The organism is Curtobacterium sp. LFS079 (genome assembly GCF_047977865.1).
GTDB lineage: Bacteria > Actinomycetota > Actinomycetes > Actinomycetales > Micrococcaceae > Arthrobacter.
In genome coordinates, this window is record NZ_JBFPFO010000005.1 from 178784 (window position 1) to 197254 (window position 18471).

Here is an 18471-nt window from a genome sequence, read left to right on the forward strand (position 1 = left end):
ATGAGCCGCCACACACTGTCCGTTCTGGTCGAAGACAAGCCCGGCGTGCTGACCCGCGTGGCCAGCCTCTTCGCCCGGCGCGCCTTCAACATCAACTCCCTTGCCGTGGGCCCCACCGAAGTCCCCGGCATCTCCCGGATGACCGTCGTCGTCGACGCCGATGGCGAGCTCATCGAGCAGGTCACCAAGCAGCTGAACAAACTGGTCAACGTGATCAAGATTGTCGAGCTGACTTCAGAATCTTCCGTACAGCGCGACCACATCCTGGTCAAGGTACGTGCGGATGCCGCAACACGTCTGCAGGTCACCCAGGCTGCAGACCTGTTCCGCGCCTCCGTGGTCGACGTGTCCACAGACTCGTTGGTCATCGAGGCAACCGGTCACCCCGAGAAGCTCACGGCACTGCTTTCAGTGCTGGAGCCGTTCGGCATCCGTGAAATTGTGCAGTCCGGCACCTTGGCCGTTGGACGGGGATCCCGCTCCATGAGTGATAGGGCATTACGCTCCGCGTAAGAGGCAGCCTAGGCACCGCCTGGCCGAACCCGGCTGCCCCACCGCAGCACCACAGAATTACATCTCCAAGAAACCACTCAAGAGGAGTTACGCAAGTGACTGAAATGTTCTACGACGACGACGCAGACCTGTCGATCATCCAGGGCCGCAAGGTTGCCATTGTCGGCTACGGTTCCCAGGGCCACGCCCACGCGCTGAACCTGCGCGACTCCGGCGTTGAGGTCGTCATCGCCCTCAAGGAAGGCTCCAAGTCCGCCGCCAAGGCCGAGGACGCAGGCTTCACCGTCAAGAACGTTGCCGACGCCGCCGAATGGGCCGACGTCATCATGATCCTCGCGCCGGACCAGCACCAGCGCTCGATCTTCAACGACTCCATCAAGGACAAGCTGACCCCGGGCAAGGCCCTGGCCTTCGCCCACGGCTTCAACATCCGCTTCGGTTACATCGAGGCTCCGGAAGGCGTCGACGTCATCCTGGTCGCCCCGAAGGCCCCGGGCCACACCGTGCGCCGCGAATTCGAAGCCGGCCGTGGCATCCCGGACATCATCGCCGTCGAGCAGGACGCTTCCGGTTCCGCCTGGGAACTGGCCAAGTCCTACGCGAAGGCCATCGGCGGTACCCGCGCCGGTGTCATCAAGACCACCTTCACCGAAGAGACCGAGACCGACCTCTTCGGCGAGCAGGCCGTCCTCTGCGGTGGCGTGTCCCAGCTGGTCCAGTACGGCTTCGAGACCCTCACCGAGGCCGGCTACCAGCCGCAGATCGCCTACTTCGAGGTGCTCCACGAGCTCAAGCTCATCGTTGACCTCATGTGGGAAGGCGGCATCGCCAAGCAGCGCTGGAGCGTTTCCGACACCGCTGAGTACGGCGACTACGTCTCCGGCCCGCGCGTCATCACCCCCGAGGTGAAGGAAAACATGAAGGCTGTCCTGGCTGACATCCAGTCCGGTGCCTTCGCCAAGCGCTTCATCGACGACCAGGACAACGGCGCCGTGGAGTTCAAGGAACTGCGTGCCAAGGCTGAGCAGCACCCGATCGAGGGCGTCGGACGCGAACTGCGTTCGCTGTTCTCCTGGCAGCAGCAGGACGCTGACTACGTCGAAGGCTCCGCAGCCCGCTGATCCCAGGCCATGCACCTTTGCTGAGCGCCCGTCCGGCCACCAGGCCGGGCGGGCGCTTCTGCGCGCCGGGGAACGATGCCGCGGCCGGCCGGGCCCCCGGAGTGAGTTTGTTCACATGCAGCCCAGGGCGTACGTAACATCGCCCCCGGGCACCGGAAACGCCGTCGGGGGACGATATTCTGGGCGGGACCCGGTTCCCAGTTCCGGGCAACGCATCCGCTCCTTGTCCACAGTCCTGTCCAAAGTAAGGTGCCACCCCGTGTCAGACACGAAACCCGTCGTCCTCATCGCCGAGGAACTCTCGCCCGCAACGATCGAGGCGCTCGGCCCCGACTTTGAAATCCGCCAGGTGGACGGTTCTGACAGGTCCGCGCTGCTGCCGGCCATCGCCGACGTCGACGCCATCCTGGTCCGCTCGGCAACCCAGGTGGACGCGGAAGCGGTTGCCGCTGCCAAGAACCTCAAGGTGATCGCCCGCGCGGGCGTCGGCCTCGACAACGTGGACATCAAGTCCGCCACCCAGGCCGGCGTCATGGTTGTCAACGCCCCGACGTCGAACATCGTCTCCGCCGCAGAACTCACCGTGGGGCACATCCTCAGCCTGGCCCGCCACATCCCGCAGGCCAGCGCCGCGCTCAAGGGCGGCGAGTGGAAGCGCTCCAAGTACACCGGCATCGAACTCTTCGAGAAGAAGATCGGCATCATCGGCCTCGGCCGTATCGGCGCCCTCGTCGCCGCCCGCCTGCAGGGCTTCGACACCGAGATCCTGGCGTACGACCCCTACATCACCTCCGCCCGCGCCGCGCAGCTCGGCGTCAAGCTCGTCACCCTTGACGAACTGCTGGAGAACGCCGACTTCATCACCATCCACATGCCGAAGACTCCGGAGACCGTGGGCATGCTCGGTGCCGACGCCTTCCGCAAGATGAAGGAAACCGCGTACGTCGTCAACGTCGCCCGCGGCGGACTGGTGGACGAGGAGGCCCTCTACGTTGCCCTGAAGGAAGGCCAGATCGCCGGTGCCGGCGTCGACGTCTTCAACAAGGAACCCAGCACCGACCTGCCGTTCTTCGAACTGGACAACGTGGTGGTCACCCCGCACCTGGGTGCCTCCACCGATGAAGCCCAGGAAAAGGCAGGCGTGTCCGTGGCGAAGTCGGTCCGCCTCGCCCTCGCCGGCGAGCTGGTTCCCGACGCCGTGAACGTTGCCGGCGGCGTCATCGCCCCCGACGTCCGCCCGGGCATCCCGCTGATCGAAAAGCTCGGCCGGATCTTCACCGCCCTGACCCACGACTCCCTGACCCAAATCGACATCGAGGTCGCCGGCGAAATCGCCAGCCTGGACGTAAAGGTCCTGGAACTGGCCGCCCTGAAGGGCGTTTTCGCCGACGTCGTCACCGAACAGGTCTCCTACGTCAACGCGCCGGTGATCGCCGAGCAGCGCGGCATCAACACCCGCCTGATCACGACGGCGGAAGCCGAGGACTACCGCAACGTCCTGACCCTGCGCGGCGCGCTGAGCGACGGTTCCCAGATCTCCGTGGCCGGTACCCTGACCGGCCCCAAGCAGGTCGAGAAGCTCGTCGGCGTGAACGGCTATGACGTCGAAATCCCGATCACCGAGCACCTCGTGGTAGTCGCGTACCAGGACCGCCCGGGTGTCATCGGTACCATCGGCCACATCCTGGGCATGAACAACATCAACATCGGCGGCATGCAGGTTGCCCGCCAGTCCGAAGGCGGCCAGGTCCTCGCCCTGCTGACCATCGACAGCTCGGTCCCGCAGCAGGTCCTTGACGCGATCAAGGCCGGCATCGGCGCGGACATGGTCCGCGAAGTGGACCTGGAAGACTAAAGTCGCGGGTTAGTCGCTAACCCGCGACCTGGTCGCTACTGGGAAACATGGGGTTACGCGCCGGGGCCACGGGCTTCGGCGCACAGCCGTGGCCGGTCTGCATACAATGGCTTGGTCCGACTTTCGGATCCGGCGGCAGGCCGGCCACTACTTTTCGCAAGATAAACGCAGGACAACGCTGCCTGCTGCGCACTGCCCCTGCGTGTGTGCGCCCGCAATCCAGGTCTCAGGGAGAGCCGAATGAACGCCGTCCAGAGGTTCATCAGAAGCCGAGTGCTGCTGTTGACTTCGGCCATCTTGATCGTTGCCATGTGCATGTCCGTCTTCATTCAGAGCCAGTCCCAGGCAGCTCTGAACCGTACCGTGGATGAGAATTCCCGGGGCCTGTACGACATCCTTGTCCAGGCCAAGGGCGCCAAGGACGGAAAGGCGATGATCCAGCCGGAAATCGCCACCGGACAGGGTGGAATCAGTTTTGACCAGCTCGAGAAGATCCGTGCCCTTTCCGGCACGGCAGTGGCTGCGCCGATCAGCCTGGTCTCGCGGGTCATCCAGAACCTGGAAGCCCCGAAGCTGGACGCCATGGACTACCTTGGCTACAACTCCGGCCTCGCCGGCGGCGCCACCGCCGGCGACCCCACGGGCACGGACGCCAAGAAGTGGCCCGCCCCTGAGTCAGTGCTGCCGGAGAAGGCCACGAAGTACCGCCTCACCGCCACGGCAGTGAGCTCCGACGGCGTCTCCGAGCAGACCCTCTTCAAGACCAGCGCCGAAGGCACCCTCGGCAAGGCGAAGGTCGTCGAGCAAACCACCGCCGGCGGCAAGAGCATCCGTATCACCGGCCCCGACGGGGAGACGGGCATCAAGTTCCCGTCTCCGGCCGGCGGCTCCGACCACAACCTCTTCAACCTCTCGGTCTCCCTGCCCATGGCACCGGAAGTGACCGAGTCCGTCGTCGCCGTCGACCCCGCAGCCGAACGCGCGCTGCTCGGTTCCGCAGGCGATTTCCTGGCGCCCCTCGAGAAGGCACCGCCGGCCGACGCCCGCAACGCCGGTGCAATCGGCCGCTACTTCGAAGAACTGTTCACCAAGGCTCCGAGCGAGCAGGAGCTCGAGGAGGGCCCGGACTTCCTGGGCGTCAAGCTCAAGTACTGGGCCCCGCTGATGACCCAGTACCAGCAGGCCAAGCTTGCCGGCCAGCTCACCGACGACTCGCAGGCGATTCCGCTGATCGTCCGCAAGGGCACCTCCCTTGACCTGAAATACTCGGTCAAGATCGAGGAAATCGACGACGCCGGCAAGGTCGTCAAGGACGTCGGTACCGTTTCGCGCTCCTTGGACAAGGACTACCTGCCGTTCGTTTCCCGCTCGCCGTTCACCCTGGAATGGCCGGGTTCCACCGACCACAGCCAGCTCCTGGGCAACACCGGAAACTTCAGCCAAGGCCTGTACCAGCCCGCGCAGTGGAGCACCGACTTCGCTGCTGCGCCCAAGTACAAGGACGGCGAAACCGCCGCCAACGGCTCGCTCAACAAGTCCGCGACGCCGGGGGAGTGGGTCACCGTGAACCGCCTCCCGGAGAAGTCGCTGCGCGGCGAGCCCGTGGACCAGACCCAGCGCCAGCCGGCGGATGAACGCTCCTACCGCGAGAGCCTCGCCACCGGGAACACGCCGGCCACTCCGCTTCCGATGGTGTACGGCACCTTCGACCCCGCCCAGGTGCAGGCCGCAGCGGGCGACATCAACAAGCTGCCCCTCGGCGGCTACGATTCCGCTCCGATGACGCTCGAAAAGGACGCCGCCGGCAAGGACGCCGACAAGGGCCTCAAGCCGTCCCTGAGCGCCACCGGGCTCGTCAGCCAGTCCGCCGGTGCCATCACCGACTACTACGGCCTGGCCGCTGCACGCGGCTACGACAGCAATGCCAACGTGATCGACGCCGTCCGGGTCCGGGCCGGGGCTTCCGGCAACTGGAAGCAGGCCCAGCCCGAGGTCGAAAAGCTTGCCGCCGAGATCCGTGCCATGGGCCTGGAAGCCACGGTCGTGGCAGGTTCGGCCCGCGAGGACGTCAGCATCTTCGTCCCGGGATATTCCAAGGACGATGCCGGCAAGGAATCCCCGCTCGGCACTGTCGCCCAGTCCTGGGTCCGCCAGGATGCCGCCGACGCCGTGACCGGGTCCTTGACCGGAACCAACATCACCCTGCTGTTCCTGACCCTGCTGGGTGCAACCCTGTTGACCGCGGCTTCCACAGTCAGCTACATCCGCCAGCGCCGCAACGAAGCAGGCATCCTGCGCGCCATGGGCTGGACACAGGGCAGGATCCGCCGCTGGGTGCTGGAGGAGTTCGGCATCGGGGCAGCGGTCCTGGCGTTGGCCGGCCTGGCCCTGAGCCTGCTGAGCTGGAACCTGGCCACCGTGATCGTGTCCGTATCGGTGCTGGTCATCTACTGCGGCGCCGCCTACATCGCGGCCCTCATGTTGCGGCACCGCCATGAGGTGGACCAGGAACCGCAGCATGACGAGCGTCTGCTCCCGGTCGATTCGGCCCTGACCTTTGCCTACCGTCAGGTGGTCACCAACCGCTTCAACTCCGTGGCCCTGGCCGTGGCGGTGGGCGTGTTCGGTGCGGCCGTCGGCGCCCTGCTCGCGCTGCTGATCGACATCCCGCGGGCCGCCGGCGCCAGCGCCCTCAGCGGCCTGGCTGCGGCGAGCGTGGCATTGCCCAGCGTGATCCTCGCCATCACGGGCGTGCTGGTAGGCCTGCTCCTGACGCTGGTGACTGCCCGCTTCGAACTCCAGGCAAAGCGCCAGTACCTGGCCACCCTCGTGGCCATGGGCTGGAACCCGGACATGCTCGGTCACGTGCGCTTCTTCGAAAACGCCTTGGTGGGCACGGTCGCCGTGATCCTCGGTGTCCTGGGTGCCCTGGCCCTGGGCCTCATCCTTGCCCCCTATGCCGCCCTGTGGGCGGCCCTGGCCGGATTGCTGGCCGTCATCTGCTGGATTCCCATTGCAACGAAAGTGGTCAAATGACTGAGAATCTCCACAACGATCCGCACGCGGTGCAGGACGCCGTGAAGGTATCCGCCAGGGGCCCGCTGCAGACCCGCGCCAACACCATCGTCAAGGCTGCGGACCATGCCACGCCCCTGGAGCTGAGCCGGATCACCATCCGCTACGGCGGCGACAAGGGCGGCGCCGAGCCGGTCACCGTCATCGAGGACTTCGACCTGACCCTGCACGCGGGCGAGATGCACTGTGTTGCCGGCCGAAGCGGCTCCGGCAAGACCAGCATCCTCACCGTCGGCGCGGGCCTGACCCTCCCGACGGCGGGCCGGGTGTTGTGGGAGGGCCAGTCCCTGGAGACCATGGGCGACGACGAGATCGCAGACCGCCGCCGTGCCCTGATCGGGTACGTCGACCAGGGCGGCGCCCTGATCGACGGCATGAGCGCCTTGGAGAACGTGCTGCTCCCGGCCGTGCCCGACGGCGAGGTGGAACAGCGCACCGAAATGGCCAAGGACCTGCTGGACCTGGTGGGCCTGGGCCGGCGCATGAGGCACCGTCCGGCACAGCTCTCCGGCGGTGAACGCCAGCGCGTCGCGATCGCCCGCGCCCTGATCCTCGGCACCCGCGTCCTGGTGGTGGACGAACCCACTGCGAGCCTGGACCGGACGTCCGCCAACAAGATCATCGGCATCCTGAAGGACACGACGTCCGACGGCATCGCGGTCCTCGTGGCGTCACATGACCATGAGCTCGTCCGCCTCAGCGACACCCTGACTGAGCTGAACTGATTGAATTCCGATCGGCGGCTTCCGCGCAGGCAGCCGTCACCGCACCCCCGCCGTCACCGAAAAAAGGTACGTTTCTAGAGTGAGCCCCGCAGCCAAGTCCCCGTTCTACATCACCACGGCCATCAGCTACCCCAACGGCGCCCCGCACATCGGGCACGCCTATGAGTTCGTAGCCGCGGATGCGATGGCGCGCTTCAAGCGCCTGGACGGCCACGAGGTGTTCTACATGTCCGGAACGGACGAGCACGGGCTCAAGGTCCAGCAGACCGCGGACAAGGAAGGCATCACCGCCAAGGAACTTGTGGACCGCAACTCCGCGGCCTTCCGCGAGGTCCACGACCTCGTGGGCAGCTCCTACGACCGCTTCATCCGCACCACGGACGCGGACCATTACGTGGCGAGCCAGGCAATCTGGAAGAAGATGGAAGCCAACGGCGACATCTACCTCTCCAAGTACGAAGGCTGGTACTCCGTCCGCGACGAGGCGTACTACGGCGAAGACGAAACCGTGGTCAAGGACGACGGCGTGCGCTACTCCAAGGAGACGGCCACCGAGGTCACCTGGACCGCGGAGGAGAGCTACTTCTTCCGGCTCTCCTCCTACCAGGACAAGCTGCTGGCGCTCTACGAGGCCCAGCCGGAATTCGGCGCGCCCGGTTACCGTTTCAACGAGGTCATCAGCTTCGTCAAGCGTGGCTTGGAGGACCTGTCCATCAGCCGCACCACCTTCGACTGGGGCGTTCCGGTGCCGGGCGACCCCAAGCACGTCATGTATGTCTGGGTGGACGCGCTGACCAACTACCTCACCGGTGCAGGCTACCCGGACGTCGAGTCCGAGTCCTTCAAGAAGTTCTGGCCGGCCGATGTCCACGTGATCGGCAAGGACATCTCCCGCTTCCACGCCATCTACTGGCCCGCCTTCCTGATGAGCGCCGGGCTGGAACTGCCCAAGCGCGTCATGATCCACGGCTTCCTGCAAAACAACGGCGTGAAGATGTCCAAGTCATTGGGCAACGTGGTGGCACCTGCGGACTTCGTCGGCCAGTACGGCGTGGACCAGATGCGCTTCTTCTTCCTGCGCGAAGTTCCTTTCGGCGCGGACGGCAGCTACAACCACGAGGCGATCGTGGGTCGCATGAACGCGGACCTGGCCAACAACTTCGGCAACCTCGCCCAGCGTTCGCTGTCAATGGTGGCGAAGAACTGCGAGGGCAAGGTACCGGTTCCCGGTGCGTTCACCGCCGATGACACCGCGCTGCTTGAGAAGGCCGCAGCTCTGCTGGACACGGCCCGCGCCGCCTTCGACAAGCAGGAATTCTCCCGCGCCCTCGAAGCGATCTGGGGCGTGCTGGGCGACACCAACGCCTACTTCGCCGATCAGGCCCCGTGGGTGCTGCGCAAGACCGACGTCGAACGCATGAACACGGTCCTCTACGTCACCCTCGAGGTGGTCCGGATCGTGGCGATCCTCGCCCAGCCGGTCATGCCGGCGTCGTCCGCGAAGCTCCTTGAGGTACTCGGCCAGCCCGAAGGCGAGGCTCGCCAGTTCGCTGCCATCGCCACGCCGATCGTTGCCGGCACGGAACTGCCCGCGCCCGCCCCGGTCTTCCCGCGCTACGAAGAACCGGCGGACGCCTAGCCAACACGCCAAAGCCCTCCCGCCCGGTCACAGTCCGGTGCGGGAGGGCTTTCTCGTTGCCGCGGCGCGGCTCAGGTGGTGGCCAGGCCCTGGACGGGCGAGAGGCGGGCAGCCCGGCGGGCCGGGAGCACGGAGGCCAGCAACCCGGCAACCAGGGCCACGGCGAACACTCCCAGCAGCTGCAGCCACGGCACCACGGGGACCACCTCCGCCACCGGTCCCAGAGCGGCCTTGGCGCCCAGCCAGCCGTATGCGATGCCCAGCGCCGAGCCCAGCACCGCGGCAACCCCGGCCACCAGCACTGCCTCGATGGCGAGCATCCCGCGCAACTGGCCCCGGGTGAGGCCGAGCGCCCGCAACAAGGAGTTCTCCCGGGTCCGTTCCAGCACCGAGAGGGACAGCGTGTTCGCCACCCCGATCAGGGCAATCACGACGGCGATGCCCAGCAGCGCGGTGACCACCAGCAGGAGGACGTCGATGATGCTGTTGAACACCACGCGTTCGACCGCGGCCCCGCTGACGTTGTGCACGGGGACGCCGAAGGCGTCGGCGGCCTCGCGCTGGATCGCCTGGATCCGGTCGGCGGGGAGCCCGTCGTCGAGCTTGAGCCAGGCCGTGCGGGGCAGCGCCTGAGCGGCGCCGGACTGGGCGGCGCCGGGCGCCGTACCGGCCCCGCCTGAGAGGGATACCGCCGTCGTGATGTCCATCAGGGGATCGATGTTTCCGGTCCGCAGCGTCCTGCCGTCGAAGCTGTGCTTGCCGCCCGGTCCGGCGACCGTGACCTTGTCCAGGTGCATCCTTTCGGGAAGGTAGACGGTGCCGGACTGTGGCCGCAGGGCGGGATCGCGAAGCACTGCCGCGGCGTCGTTGGAGCTGATCGCGAACACCGGAATTCCGTCCGCAGCCGTGCCCGGCGCTGTGATCGTGCCGGCTGCCTGGAGCAGCACGGCGGCCTGCACGCCGTCGAGCGACTCGACCTTCCGCAGCACTGCCGCATCCTGGCCCGCAGCGCCGTCGACGCGGACGGCCAGGTCCACCGGATAGTTCTCAGCGAGCATCGCGTCGAAGGCCTGCCGCGAGGTGGCGGCACCGGCCATCATCAGGGTCACCAGGGTGACGCCGATCAGGAGTGCGGCTGCCGTGGCCGAAGTCCGGCCAGGGTTGCGCACCGCGTTGACTGCGGCGAGCCGGCCCGGCACGCCGGCGGGCGCGGCCAGCCTGCCCGCAGCGGCAACCGCCGGCGGGACGAAGAGGCTGGCGCACAGCAGCACGCCCAAGAAGGACAGGGCGCCGGCCGGCATGGCAACCATCAGCATGTTGAACATGGCACCGAGCACCAGCAGCGGCACGCCGACTGCCAGCGCGGCAAGGCCCAGCCACAGCCGCACACGGCCGCGCTTGTTGCGCAGGCTGGCATCGTCCGCAGGTCTCAGTGCGGCCAAGGGAGCGACGGCGGTCGCGGCCTTGGCCGGGAGCAGCGCGGCGACCACGGTGAGCAGGGTTCCGGCCACCAGCCCGGCGATGACTGCCGACGGCGGGACGGCCAGGGTGGCGAACGCCTGTTCCGGGGTGGTCCGCGCCCAGGCAATGAGTGCGGACATCAGCCCGGCTCCGGCCAGCACGCCGAGGATCGAGGACACGAAACCGAGCACCGCGGCCTCGAAGAGCACGGACGACCGGATCTGGGCTTTGCCGGCACCCAGACAGCGCAGCAGGGCCAGTTCCCGGGTGCGCTGGGCGACCAGCACGGAAAAGGTGTTCGCGACCACCAGGGTGGACACCACGATCGCCACCCCGGCGAACGCCAGCAGGATGATGGTCAGCTGGTCCTGCCCGCCGCTCATCTGCGCGACGGCGGCCGTGACTTTCTCTTCGGAGGTTTGCACCACGGCGTCCCCGGCACCGGCGGCCTTGAGGCGCTGTGCGAGGTAATCGACCGCCGCCGCCTGGTCCTGGCCGTCCTTGAGCTGCAGTTGCAGGCCGGTGAAGCCAGTGCTGTCCTGGCCTGTGCTGCCCGACACGAGGGAGGCCACCGTGCTGTCGGCCGCGAGCAGCTGCGGGAAGGGCGCGGCGAAGGGATCGTTGCTCGGGCGAAGCAGGCCGGTGATCCGGAAGGTCCGGATGCCGGGCTTGCCGCCCTCCTCCGGTGAACCGCTGGCGCCCACCGTGAGTTCGCTGCCGGCGCTGAGGCCGAGCCGCTCGGCCGTCTTGGCGTCGACGGCTGCTTCGTCCGGCGCGGCCGGGTAGCGGCCGGACAACAGCACCGAAGGCTCCATTGCCGCAGGGGCAAGGTTCCGGACCCGCGCAAGCTGTTCACTGCCGCCGTCGTCGATTGTGACCGCGGCGTACCGTTCGGCGTAGCTGTCCTTCACGGCGGGCGCGGAGGACGCGGCCTCGACGGCCTTGAGGGATAGCCCTTCGCCGTCCTTCGGGGTCACCACCAGCCGGGCCTTGCGGTAGGCCTCGCCCACACTGGCGCCCAGGGACGCCTGCGTGCTGGCGCCCACCATGAGCGTGCTGGAGAGGAAGGCCACGGCCAGCATCACGGCCAGGCCGATCGCGATGAAACGCCTGAACTGCGTGGAGAGCTGGGACAGGGAAACGCGCAGCATGCTCAGGCCCCCAGCTTGCCGAGGGCGGCGAGCACGGAATCTGCGGTGGGGTTATCCAGCTCGCCCACCAGGTGGCCGTCGCTCATCAGCACCACGCGGTCGGCGTAGCTGGCCGCCACGGGGTCGTGCGTGACCATGATGATGGTTTGGCCCAGCTCCTGGCTGCTGCGGCGCAGCATCGCCAGGACCTCGCCGCCGGCCCTGGAGTCCAGGTTGCCGGTGGGTTCGTCGCCGAACACCACGTCCGGCCGGGTGAGCAGGGCCCGGGCAACGGCCACGCGTTGCTGCTGGCCACCGGAGAGTTCATGCGGCCGGTGGCTGAGGCGGTCCTTCAGGCCCAGGGTGCCCACCACGTAGTCGAACCAGTCCGGGTCGGCAGTACTGCCGGCCAGGGCCAGCGGGAGGGTGATGTTCTGTTCGGCGTTGAGCGTCGGGACCAGATTGAACGCCTGGAACACGAAGCCGATGCGTTCCCGGCGCAGGGCAGTCAGCTGCCGGTCGTTGAGGGCGGAGATCTCCGTACCGCCAAGCACGATCCTGCCCGCGTCAGGGGTGTCGAGACCGGCCAGGCAATGCATCAAGGTGGACTTGCCGGATCCGGAAGGGCCCATGATGGCGGTGAAGCGGCCAGCCTCGAAGGCGACGCTGACGCCGTCGAGCGCTCTGACCTGCGCGTCAGCCTTGCCGTAATGCTTGCTCAGGTCGAAGGCCTCGACGGCGGGAGCCGCGGAAGCGGCGGAGGAACCGGAAGGGCGGGGAAAGGGCGCGAAAGTTGTCATGCTCCCACGCTATTTTCGACCGGTACTCCGGCGGATCGGGCCACAGGGCCATTCCTCCGGCCCGGCCCTCATACCGTGGTCTGAGCCCGCCGGCAGCGGAGTAAGCCTACAGGGTCAATTGCCGGGGGAGACCACGCCTGTTTCGTAGGCGATCACCACGACCTGCACCCGGTCCCTCGCTTCGAGCTTGGCCAGGATGTGACCCACATGCGTCTTCACGGTGGCCTCGGACAGGAAGAGGTCCGCAGCGATTTCCGGGTTGGAACGGCCCTGCGCGATCAGTTCGAACACTTCGCGCTCGCGGGCGGTCAGGCGTTCGACGGCGGCCGCGTGCCCGTTCTGTTCCGGCGTCCGGGCGCGCAGCAAGGGAGCCACGTGGTCCAGCAGCCGCCGGGTGGTGGACGGCGCGATCACGGCGTCGCCCCGGTGTACGGTGCGGATGGCCTCGAGGAGTTCCTCCGGCGGGGCATCCTTGAGGAGGAAGCCGCTGGCGCCGGCCTCGATCGCGGCCAAGGCGTACTCGTCGAGGTCGAAGGTGGTCAGCACCACGATCTTCGGTCCCGACGATCGTTCCAGGATCCTTCGGGTGGCCTCGATCCCGTCCATGCCCGGCATGCGCACGTCCATGAGGACCACATCGGCGCTCGTGGCCGCCAGGGCCCGGACGGCGTCGAGGCCGTTGCCGGCCTCAGCCACCACTTCAAGGTCCGGCTGCGAATTGATCAGCATGCCGAAGCCCGAGCGGACCAGCTGCTGGTCGTCAACGAGGGCCACCCGGATGATTCCGGCCGTTTCAGTCATGGTTCAGGACTCCGAGTAGGGGATGAAGGCGGATACGCGGAAGCCGCCGCCGCTGGCCGGGCCGGCGTCCAAGGATCCATCGTAGAGGGCGATCCGCTCCGCCATCCCGCGCAGGCCGTTGCCGCCGCCCTGGCCGGGGTCGGCTGCGGCTCCGCGGCCGTCGTCGCGCACCTCGATCTGCACGCCGCGCGCCTGCCACTGCAGGTCCACTGTTGCCCTGGCCCTGGGGCCGGCGTGCTTGATGACATTGGTGAGCGCCTCCTGGATGACGCGGTAGGCGGTAAGTTCGGCTCCCGGCGGCAGCCGGCGTCGCGATGCTCCGGCCTGGCCGGACGGGACGCCGCCCTGTTCGAAAGACAGCTGCAGGCCGGCGGCGCGGAAACCCAGGAGGAGCTCGTCCAGCTCGGCAAGGCCGGGCTGGGGACGGGTACCGGCTTCCCCGTCGGAGCGCAGCACGCCGAGCAGCCTCCGCATCTCGGCCAGGGAGTTCCGGCCGGTGCCTGCGATGGTGGCCAGTGCCTCGGTGGCGAGCTCGGGCCTTGCCGCGGCAGCGTATCGGGCGCCGTCGGCCTGGGTGATGATCACCGCGAGGGAGTGCGCCACGATGTCGTGCATTTCCCTGGCGATGTGGGAGCGTTCATCGGCGGCGGCAAGCTGGCGCTCCTGCTGCTGTTCGATCTCCAGGCGGCGGTTGCGGTCCTCAAGGGCCTGCAGCTGCAGCCGGCGCACCCGGGTCAGGTCGCCCAGGGTCCAGCTGACCAGCACCAGCATCCAGACCAGCACCGTATAGGCAGCTCCTACCGTCAGGTCCTGGATGCCCGACTCCGCTCCACTGCCGTAGTAGCGGGTAGTCAGCATGACCGCTCCCAGCAGTCCCAGGACCAATACAGAGCGGCTCGCCCACACAGGACCGTAGGCGGCCACCGCGTAGATGACCAGCGGCACGGCGATCTGCCCGGCGACCGGTTGGACGGCCAGCGCCCATTGGACCAGGCAGATAAGGACCACGACGGCGGCTGCGGTCACCGGCCGGGTCCGCCGCCAGGCGAGCGGGGCCAGGAGGGCCGAGGAGACGAGGGCGAGCAGCGGGCGTCCGGCGTACAGGTAGACAGGGCCGAACATGAGTACCAACAGGGCCGCGGCGGTGAAATCCACCTTGAAGGGGTTGCGCCGGAACCAGTTGTAGAGTGCATGCCGTCTGTCCACCCATGCACTCTATCGGCCGCCGGAACGCGGCCACATCATGCCGTGGTCTGAAAGGTCCAGGACTGTCCGACTGCCGGCCGCCCGAATAATGAGACGTTTTTGACCAGAATGTGGATGCGTTGGCACGCTGGTGGAATGAACGCACGGTCCATTAATCTCGCAGTCATCCCTGGCGACGGCATCGGCCCCGAAGTGATCGCCGAGGCCGTCAGGGTCCTGGAAAAGGTTGTTGCCAGCGAAGGCATCACCCTCGAGCGCACCGAGTACAAGCTCGGCGCGCAGCACTGGCTGGAGACCGGCGAAACCCTGCCGGACGAGACCCTTGAGAAGCTCCGCGGGCACGACGCCATCCTGTTCGGCGCCGTCGGTGCCGCACCGGGGGACACCCGCATCCCCTCCGGCATCATCGAACGCGAGATGCTGCTCAAGCTGCGCTTCAGCCTGGACCATTACGTGAACCTGCGCCCCTCCCGCCTCTACGGCACGGTGGGCAGCCCCCTGGCGAACCCGGGGAACATCGACTTCATCGTGGTCCGTGAAGGCACCGAAGGCCCCTACGTCGGCAACGGCGGCACCCTGCGCGGCGGAACCCCGCACGAGGTCGCCACCGAAGTCTCGCTCAACACGGCCCACGGCGTGGAGCGCGTTGTCCGCGACGCCTTCCGCCGTGCCAGCGCCCGTCCGCGCAAGCACGTCACCCTCGTCCACAAGCACAATGTCCTGGTCTACGCGGGTCACTTGTGGAAGCGCACGGTCGAAGCCGTGGCCAAGGAATTCCCCGAGGTCACCCACGACTACCTGCACATCGACGCCGCCATGATCTTCCTGGTCACCGACCCGGCGCGCTTCGATGTCATCGTCACGGACAACCTGTTCGGCGACATCATCACCGACCTCGCCGCAGCCGTTACCGGCGGCATCGGCCTGGCCGCTTCCGGCAACATCAACATGGACCGCACGGCACCGTCCATGTTCGAACCGGTGCACGGATCCGCACCGGACATCGCCGGCCAGCAAAAGGCAGACCCCACCGCGGCCATCCTCTCCGCGGCCCTGCTGCTGGACCACCTCGGTTACGCCGACGCGGCCCGCCGGATCGAGACCGCCGTGGTCTCCGACGTCGAGTCCCGCAACGGTGAAACCCGCAGCACCACGGCCATCGGCGACGCCATCCTGGCAGCGCTCTGAGGCGGACTCTTGCGTCCCGCAGCGGGGCGTAAGCTTGACTTGAATTACATACTTGCTGCCGTGGTCCGCCGTTGAACCATGCTCTCCGGGGACGGTTTTCCCGTTCCGACCGGAGGACGCTGGGTTCGCGTCGGCCGGTAGCCGATAGTGGAGGAACCATGACTCAGACTGCCCATGGCGTCGAATTCAGCCAGCAGTTCTCGGCGACCCCGAAATCTGCTGAAGAGCGTGCGGCCATCCTGGCGAACCCAGGCTTTGGCGATTACTTCACCGACCACACCGCGGTTGTCGACTACAAAGTGGACGCCGAAGGCAGGGGCGGCTGGCAGAACGCACGGCTCGAACCGTACGGTCCCATCTCCCTGGACCCCTCCGCAGCAGTGCTGCACTACGGCCAGGAAATCTTCGAAGGCCTGAAGGCGTACCGCCACGCGGACGGCTCGGTCTGGACGTTCCGGCCGGAACGCAACGCCGCCCGCCTGAACCAGTCCGCCCACCGGTTGGCCCTGCCGGAGCTGCCCGAGGAATACTTCCTGGGCGCCATCCGGGAACTCGTGCAGGCGGACAAGGACTGGGTCCCCTCCGGTGACGGAGAATCCCTCTACCTGCGGCCCTTCATGATAGCCACCGAGGCCTTCCTGGGCGTCCGGGCGGCCCGGGAAGTCTCCTTCCGCGTGATCGCTTCGCCCGCCGGCAATTACTTCGGCGGCGAACTGAAGCCCGTGTCCATCTGGATCTCCCGCGAATACGCCCGCGCCGGACGCGGCGGAACCGGTGCGGCCAAGTGCGGCGGCAACTACGCCGCCTCGCTGATTGCCCAGCAGGAAGCCGAAGCCCACGGCTGCAAGCAGGTGCTCTTCCTGGACCACTTCAACGACGACGCCATCGAGGAACTCGGCGGCATGAACGTCTTCTTTGTCATGAAGGACGGCTCCCTGGCCACTCCGGCGCTGACCGGCACCATCCTTGAGGGCGTCACCCGCTCCTCGATCATCCAGGTGGCCAAGGACATGGGCCGCGAGGTCGCCGAACGCAAGATCACCCTCGCCGAATGGCGCGACGGCGTGGCTTCCGGCGACATCGCCGAGGTCTTCGCCTGCGGCACCGCCGCCGTCATCACCCCGATCGGCGTGCTGAAGGACGAGATCGAGTTCATCGGCTCCGAGGACGCTGTGGCCGGCGAGGTCACCATGGCCATCCGCGAGCAGATCCTGGGCATCCAGACCGGCACCGTCGAGGACAAGCACGGCTGGCTGACCCGCCTCGCCTGAGCGCCGCTCCCTGTTCCGGACGCCCGACGGCGGCCTGTCCACTTTGGTGGGCAGGCCGCCGTCGCGCTTTGAGCGGCTTGGCGGCTGCCGGGATGCCAAGATAGGACCATGATCCCGGCCCAAGACTCCCAGTTCGCGCAGAGCAGCAGCCTGACCCGGTTCCGGCTGGCCCCCAATCCGGGGCCGATGAGCCTGGAGGGCACCAATTCCTATGTCATCTCGGCTCCCGGCGCGGAGGGCACTGTGGTGGTCGACCCGGGCCCCCTGGACGAGGAGCACCTGGCGGCCCTGGCCGGTGCCGGGAGGGTGGAACTGATCCTCATCACGCACCGGCACCCGGACCACACTGAGGCCGCGGCGCGATTCCACGAACTCACCGGTGCGCCCGTCCGCGCGGCCGATCCGCGCCATTGCCACGGCGGTGACCCCCTGAACGGCGGCGAGACGCTGCAAGGCGGAGGGACTGAAATCCGGGTTCTTGCCACCCCCGGCCACACCTCCGATTCGCTGTGCTTCCACCTGCCCGACGACGGCCCGGCCGGCTCCGTGCTGAGCGGGGACACCATCCTGGGCCGCGGAACCACCGTGCTGGACTACCCGGACGGCCGGCTGGGCGACTACCTCAGCAGCCTCGATACCCTTGAAGCGCTGGGCCCGGCCACGCTCCTGCCCGCCCACGGACCGGTGCTGCCGGCCACGGACGCCATCTGCCGCGAATACCGCGCCCACCGGCTCATGCGCCTGGAGCAGATCCGCGCCGCCCTTGCGGAGCTCGGGGCGGACGCCGGCGTCACGGCGGTCACCGACGCCGTGTATCCCGACGTCGATCCCTCGGTGCGGCGCGCGGCCGAGAACTCGGTGGCGGCGCAGCTGGATTACCTGCGACGGTAGGCTTGGGGGCATGCGTATCGCCCGGTTTGTTGTTGATTCTGATCCCATGTACGGCGTCGTAGAGGGGGAGCCCGGCAGTGAAACCGTCACTGTCATCCACGGCGACCCCTTCTTCAACGGCGTCGAACGCACCTCCGTGAAGCACAAGCTGGAGGACGTGCGGCTGCTTGCCCCCATCATTCCCCGCAGCAAGGTGATCGGCGTCGGCCGCAACTACGCTGAGCACGCGGCCGAACTCGGCAACGAGGTCCCCGCCCAGCCGCTGCTGTTCCTCAAGCCGAACACCGCCGTCGTGGGCCCGGGCGATCCCGTGGTGCTGCCGGAATTCTCCGAGCAGGTCTCCTTCGAGGCCGAGCTCTGCGTGGTGATCGGCCGTATCTGCAAGGACGTGCCGGAAGAGCGCGTGGACGACGTGATCTTCGGTTACACCTGCGGCAACGACCTCACCGCCCGCGATGTCCAGAAGACCGACCTGCAGTGGGCCCGCGCCAAGGGCTTCGACACCTCCGCCCCGCTGGGACCCTGGATCGAGACCGAGCTGGACCCCGAGGACCTGGACGTCAAGGGCTGGCTCAACGGCGAACTCCGCCAGGACGGCAACACCAAGGACATGATCCGCAGCGTGCGGGAGCTGGTTTCGATTGTTTCGCAGGCCTTCACCCTGCTGCCCGGAGACGTCATCATGACCGGCACGCCGGCCGGCGTCGGGCTGGTCAGCGAAGGCGACCGCTACGAGATCGAAATCGAAGGCATCGGACGCCTGTCCAACCCCGTCGTCCGCCGCTGAGTGTGAGG

General features: G+C 67.5%; 14 protein-coding genes. 10 read left to right on the forward strand and 4 right to left on the reverse strand.

Features of this window, described 5'->3' with window-relative positions; genetic code table 11:
• The 6 genes from ilvN (at position 1) to metG (ending at position 8928) form a co-directional block, all read left to right on the forward strand.
• Positions 1 to 513, forward strand: a complete 513-nt coding sequence (ilvN, locus tag ACNQPB_RS10925) for an acetolactate synthase small subunit (RefSeq protein ID WP_426298309.1) — start codon at positions 1 to 3, stop codon at positions 511 to 513.
• A gap of 95 nt (positions 514 to 608) precedes the next feature.
• The gene (gene ilvC / locus ACNQPB_RS10930) at positions 609 to 1634 is read left to right on the forward strand and encodes a ketol-acid reductoisomerase (protein ID WP_498751574.1); all 1026 of its coding nucleotides are present in this window, start codon (positions 609 to 611) and stop codon (positions 1632 to 1634) included.
• 259 nt (positions 1635 to 1893) lie between these two features.
• Positions 1894 to 3489 carry a phosphoglycerate dehydrogenase gene (serA, locus tag ACNQPB_RS10935; RefSeq protein WP_498751576.1) on the forward strand — a complete coding sequence of 532 codons (1596 nt, stop codon included), beginning with the start codon at positions 1894 to 1896 and terminating at the stop codon, positions 3487 to 3489.
• Between the two features lie 240 nt (positions 3490 to 3729).
• Positions 3730 to 6525, forward strand: coding sequence for an FtsX-like permease family protein (locus ACNQPB_RS10940; protein ID WP_498751577.1), 2796 nt, complete (start codon positions 3730 to 3732; stop codon positions 6523 to 6525).
• Positions 6522 to 7289, forward strand: a complete 768-nt coding sequence (locus ACNQPB_RS10945) for an ABC transporter ATP-binding protein (RefSeq protein ID WP_498751579.1) — start codon at positions 6522 to 6524, stop codon at positions 7287 to 7289. Before ACNQPB_RS10940 ends, ACNQPB_RS10945 begins: the two co-directional genes overlap by 4 nt.
• Before the next feature lie 79 nt (positions 7290 to 7368).
• A complete protein-coding gene (metG, locus tag ACNQPB_RS10950) occupies positions 7369 to 8928 on the forward strand; it encodes a methionine--tRNA ligase (RefSeq protein WP_498751581.1) in 1560 nt (519 codons plus the stop codon).
• Positions 8929 to 8999: 71 nt separating this feature from the next.
• Here the strand turns inward: metG and ACNQPB_RS10955 are convergent, their stop codons facing one another.
• From ACNQPB_RS10955 to ACNQPB_RS10970, 4 genes are all read right to left on the reverse strand, one after another.
• Positions 9000 to 11540: an ABC transporter permease gene (locus tag ACNQPB_RS10955; RefSeq protein ID WP_498751583.1), complete on the reverse strand. Its 2541-nt coding sequence runs from the start codon at positions 11538 to 11540 to the stop codon at positions 9000 to 9002.
• 2 nt (positions 11541 to 11542) lie between these two features.
• On the reverse strand, positions 11543 to 12319 hold the full coding sequence (locus tag ACNQPB_RS10960) for an ABC transporter ATP-binding protein (protein ID WP_498751584.1): 777 nt from the start codon (positions 12317 to 12319) through the stop codon (positions 11543 to 11545).
• 114 nt (positions 12320 to 12433) lie between these two features.
• Positions 12434 to 13120: a response regulator gene (locus ACNQPB_RS10965; RefSeq protein ID WP_498751586.1), complete on the reverse strand. Its 687-nt coding sequence runs from the start codon at positions 13118 to 13120 to the stop codon at positions 12434 to 12436.
• A 3-nt stretch (positions 13121 to 13123) separates the two neighbouring features.
• Positions 13124 to 14326: a sensor histidine kinase gene (locus tag ACNQPB_RS10970; protein WP_498751588.1), complete on the reverse strand. Its 1203-nt coding sequence runs from the start codon at positions 14324 to 14326 to the stop codon at positions 13124 to 13126.
• Between the two features lie 135 nt (positions 14327 to 14461).
• On the opposite strand from ACNQPB_RS10970, the gene ACNQPB_RS10975 reads away from it, so the two are divergent.
• The 4 genes from ACNQPB_RS10975 to ACNQPB_RS10990 all read left to right on the forward strand — a co-directional run bounded on the left by ACNQPB_RS10975 (position 14462) and on the right by ACNQPB_RS10990 (position 18463).
• A complete protein-coding gene (locus ACNQPB_RS10975; protein WP_498751589.1) occupies positions 14462 to 15514 on the forward strand; it encodes a 3-isopropylmalate dehydrogenase in 1053 nt (350 codons plus the stop codon).
• A gap of 158 nt (positions 15515 to 15672) precedes the next feature.
• On the forward strand, positions 15673 to 16785 hold the full coding sequence (locus tag ACNQPB_RS10980; protein ID WP_498751591.1) for a branched-chain amino acid aminotransferase: 1113 nt from the start codon (positions 15673 to 15675) through the stop codon (positions 16783 to 16785).
• A gap of 108 nt (positions 16786 to 16893) precedes the next feature.
• Positions 16894 to 17676: an MBL fold metallo-hydrolase gene (locus tag ACNQPB_RS10985; protein ID WP_498751592.1), complete on the forward strand. Its 783-nt coding sequence runs from the start codon at positions 16894 to 16896 to the stop codon at positions 17674 to 17676.
• Positions 17677 to 17686: 10 nt separating this feature from the next.
• Positions 17687 to 18463, forward strand: coding sequence for a fumarylacetoacetate hydrolase family protein (locus ACNQPB_RS10990; protein ID WP_498751594.1), 777 nt, complete (start codon positions 17687 to 17689; stop codon positions 18461 to 18463).
• Positions 18464 to 18471: the final 8 nt, after the last annotated feature.

Excerpts from the sequence above, each read along its gene's own strand:
- ilvN (WP_426298309.1), top strand. The coding sequence starts at position 1 with ATGAGCCGCCACACACTGTCCGTTCTGGTCGAAGACAAGCCCGGCGTG.
- ACNQPB_RS10940 (WP_498751577.1), top strand. The coding sequence starts at position 3,730 with ATGAACGCCGTCCAGAGGTTCATCAGAAGCCGAGTGCTGCTGTTGACT.
- ACNQPB_RS10945 (WP_498751579.1), top strand. The coding sequence starts at position 6,522 with ATGACTGAGAATCTCCACAACGATCCGCACGCGGTGCAGGACGCCGTG.
- ACNQPB_RS10955 (WP_498751583.1), bottom strand. The coding sequence starts at position 11,540 with ATGCTGCGCGTTTCCCTGTCCCAGCTCTCCACGCAGTTCAGGCGTTTC.
- ACNQPB_RS10960 (WP_498751584.1), bottom strand. The coding sequence starts at position 12,319 with ATGACAACTTTCGCGCCCTTTCCCCGCCCTTCCGGTTCCTCCGCCGCT.
- ACNQPB_RS10965 (WP_498751586.1), bottom strand. The coding sequence starts at position 13,120 with ATGACTGAAACGGCCGGAATCATCCGGGTGGCCCTCGTTGACGACCAG.
- ACNQPB_RS10975 (WP_498751589.1), top strand. The coding sequence starts at position 14,462 with ATGAACGCACGGTCCATTAATCTCGCAGTCATCCCTGGCGACGGCATC.
- ACNQPB_RS10980 (WP_498751591.1), top strand. The coding sequence starts at position 15,673 with ATGACTCAGACTGCCCATGGCGTCGAATTCAGCCAGCAGTTCTCGGCG.
- ACNQPB_RS10985 (WP_498751592.1), top strand. The coding sequence starts at position 16,894 with ATGATCCCGGCCCAAGACTCCCAGTTCGCGCAGAGCAGCAGCCTGACC.
- ACNQPB_RS10990 (WP_498751594.1), top strand. The coding sequence starts at position 17,687 with ATGCGTATCGCCCGGTTTGTTGTTGATTCTGATCCCATGTACGGCGTC.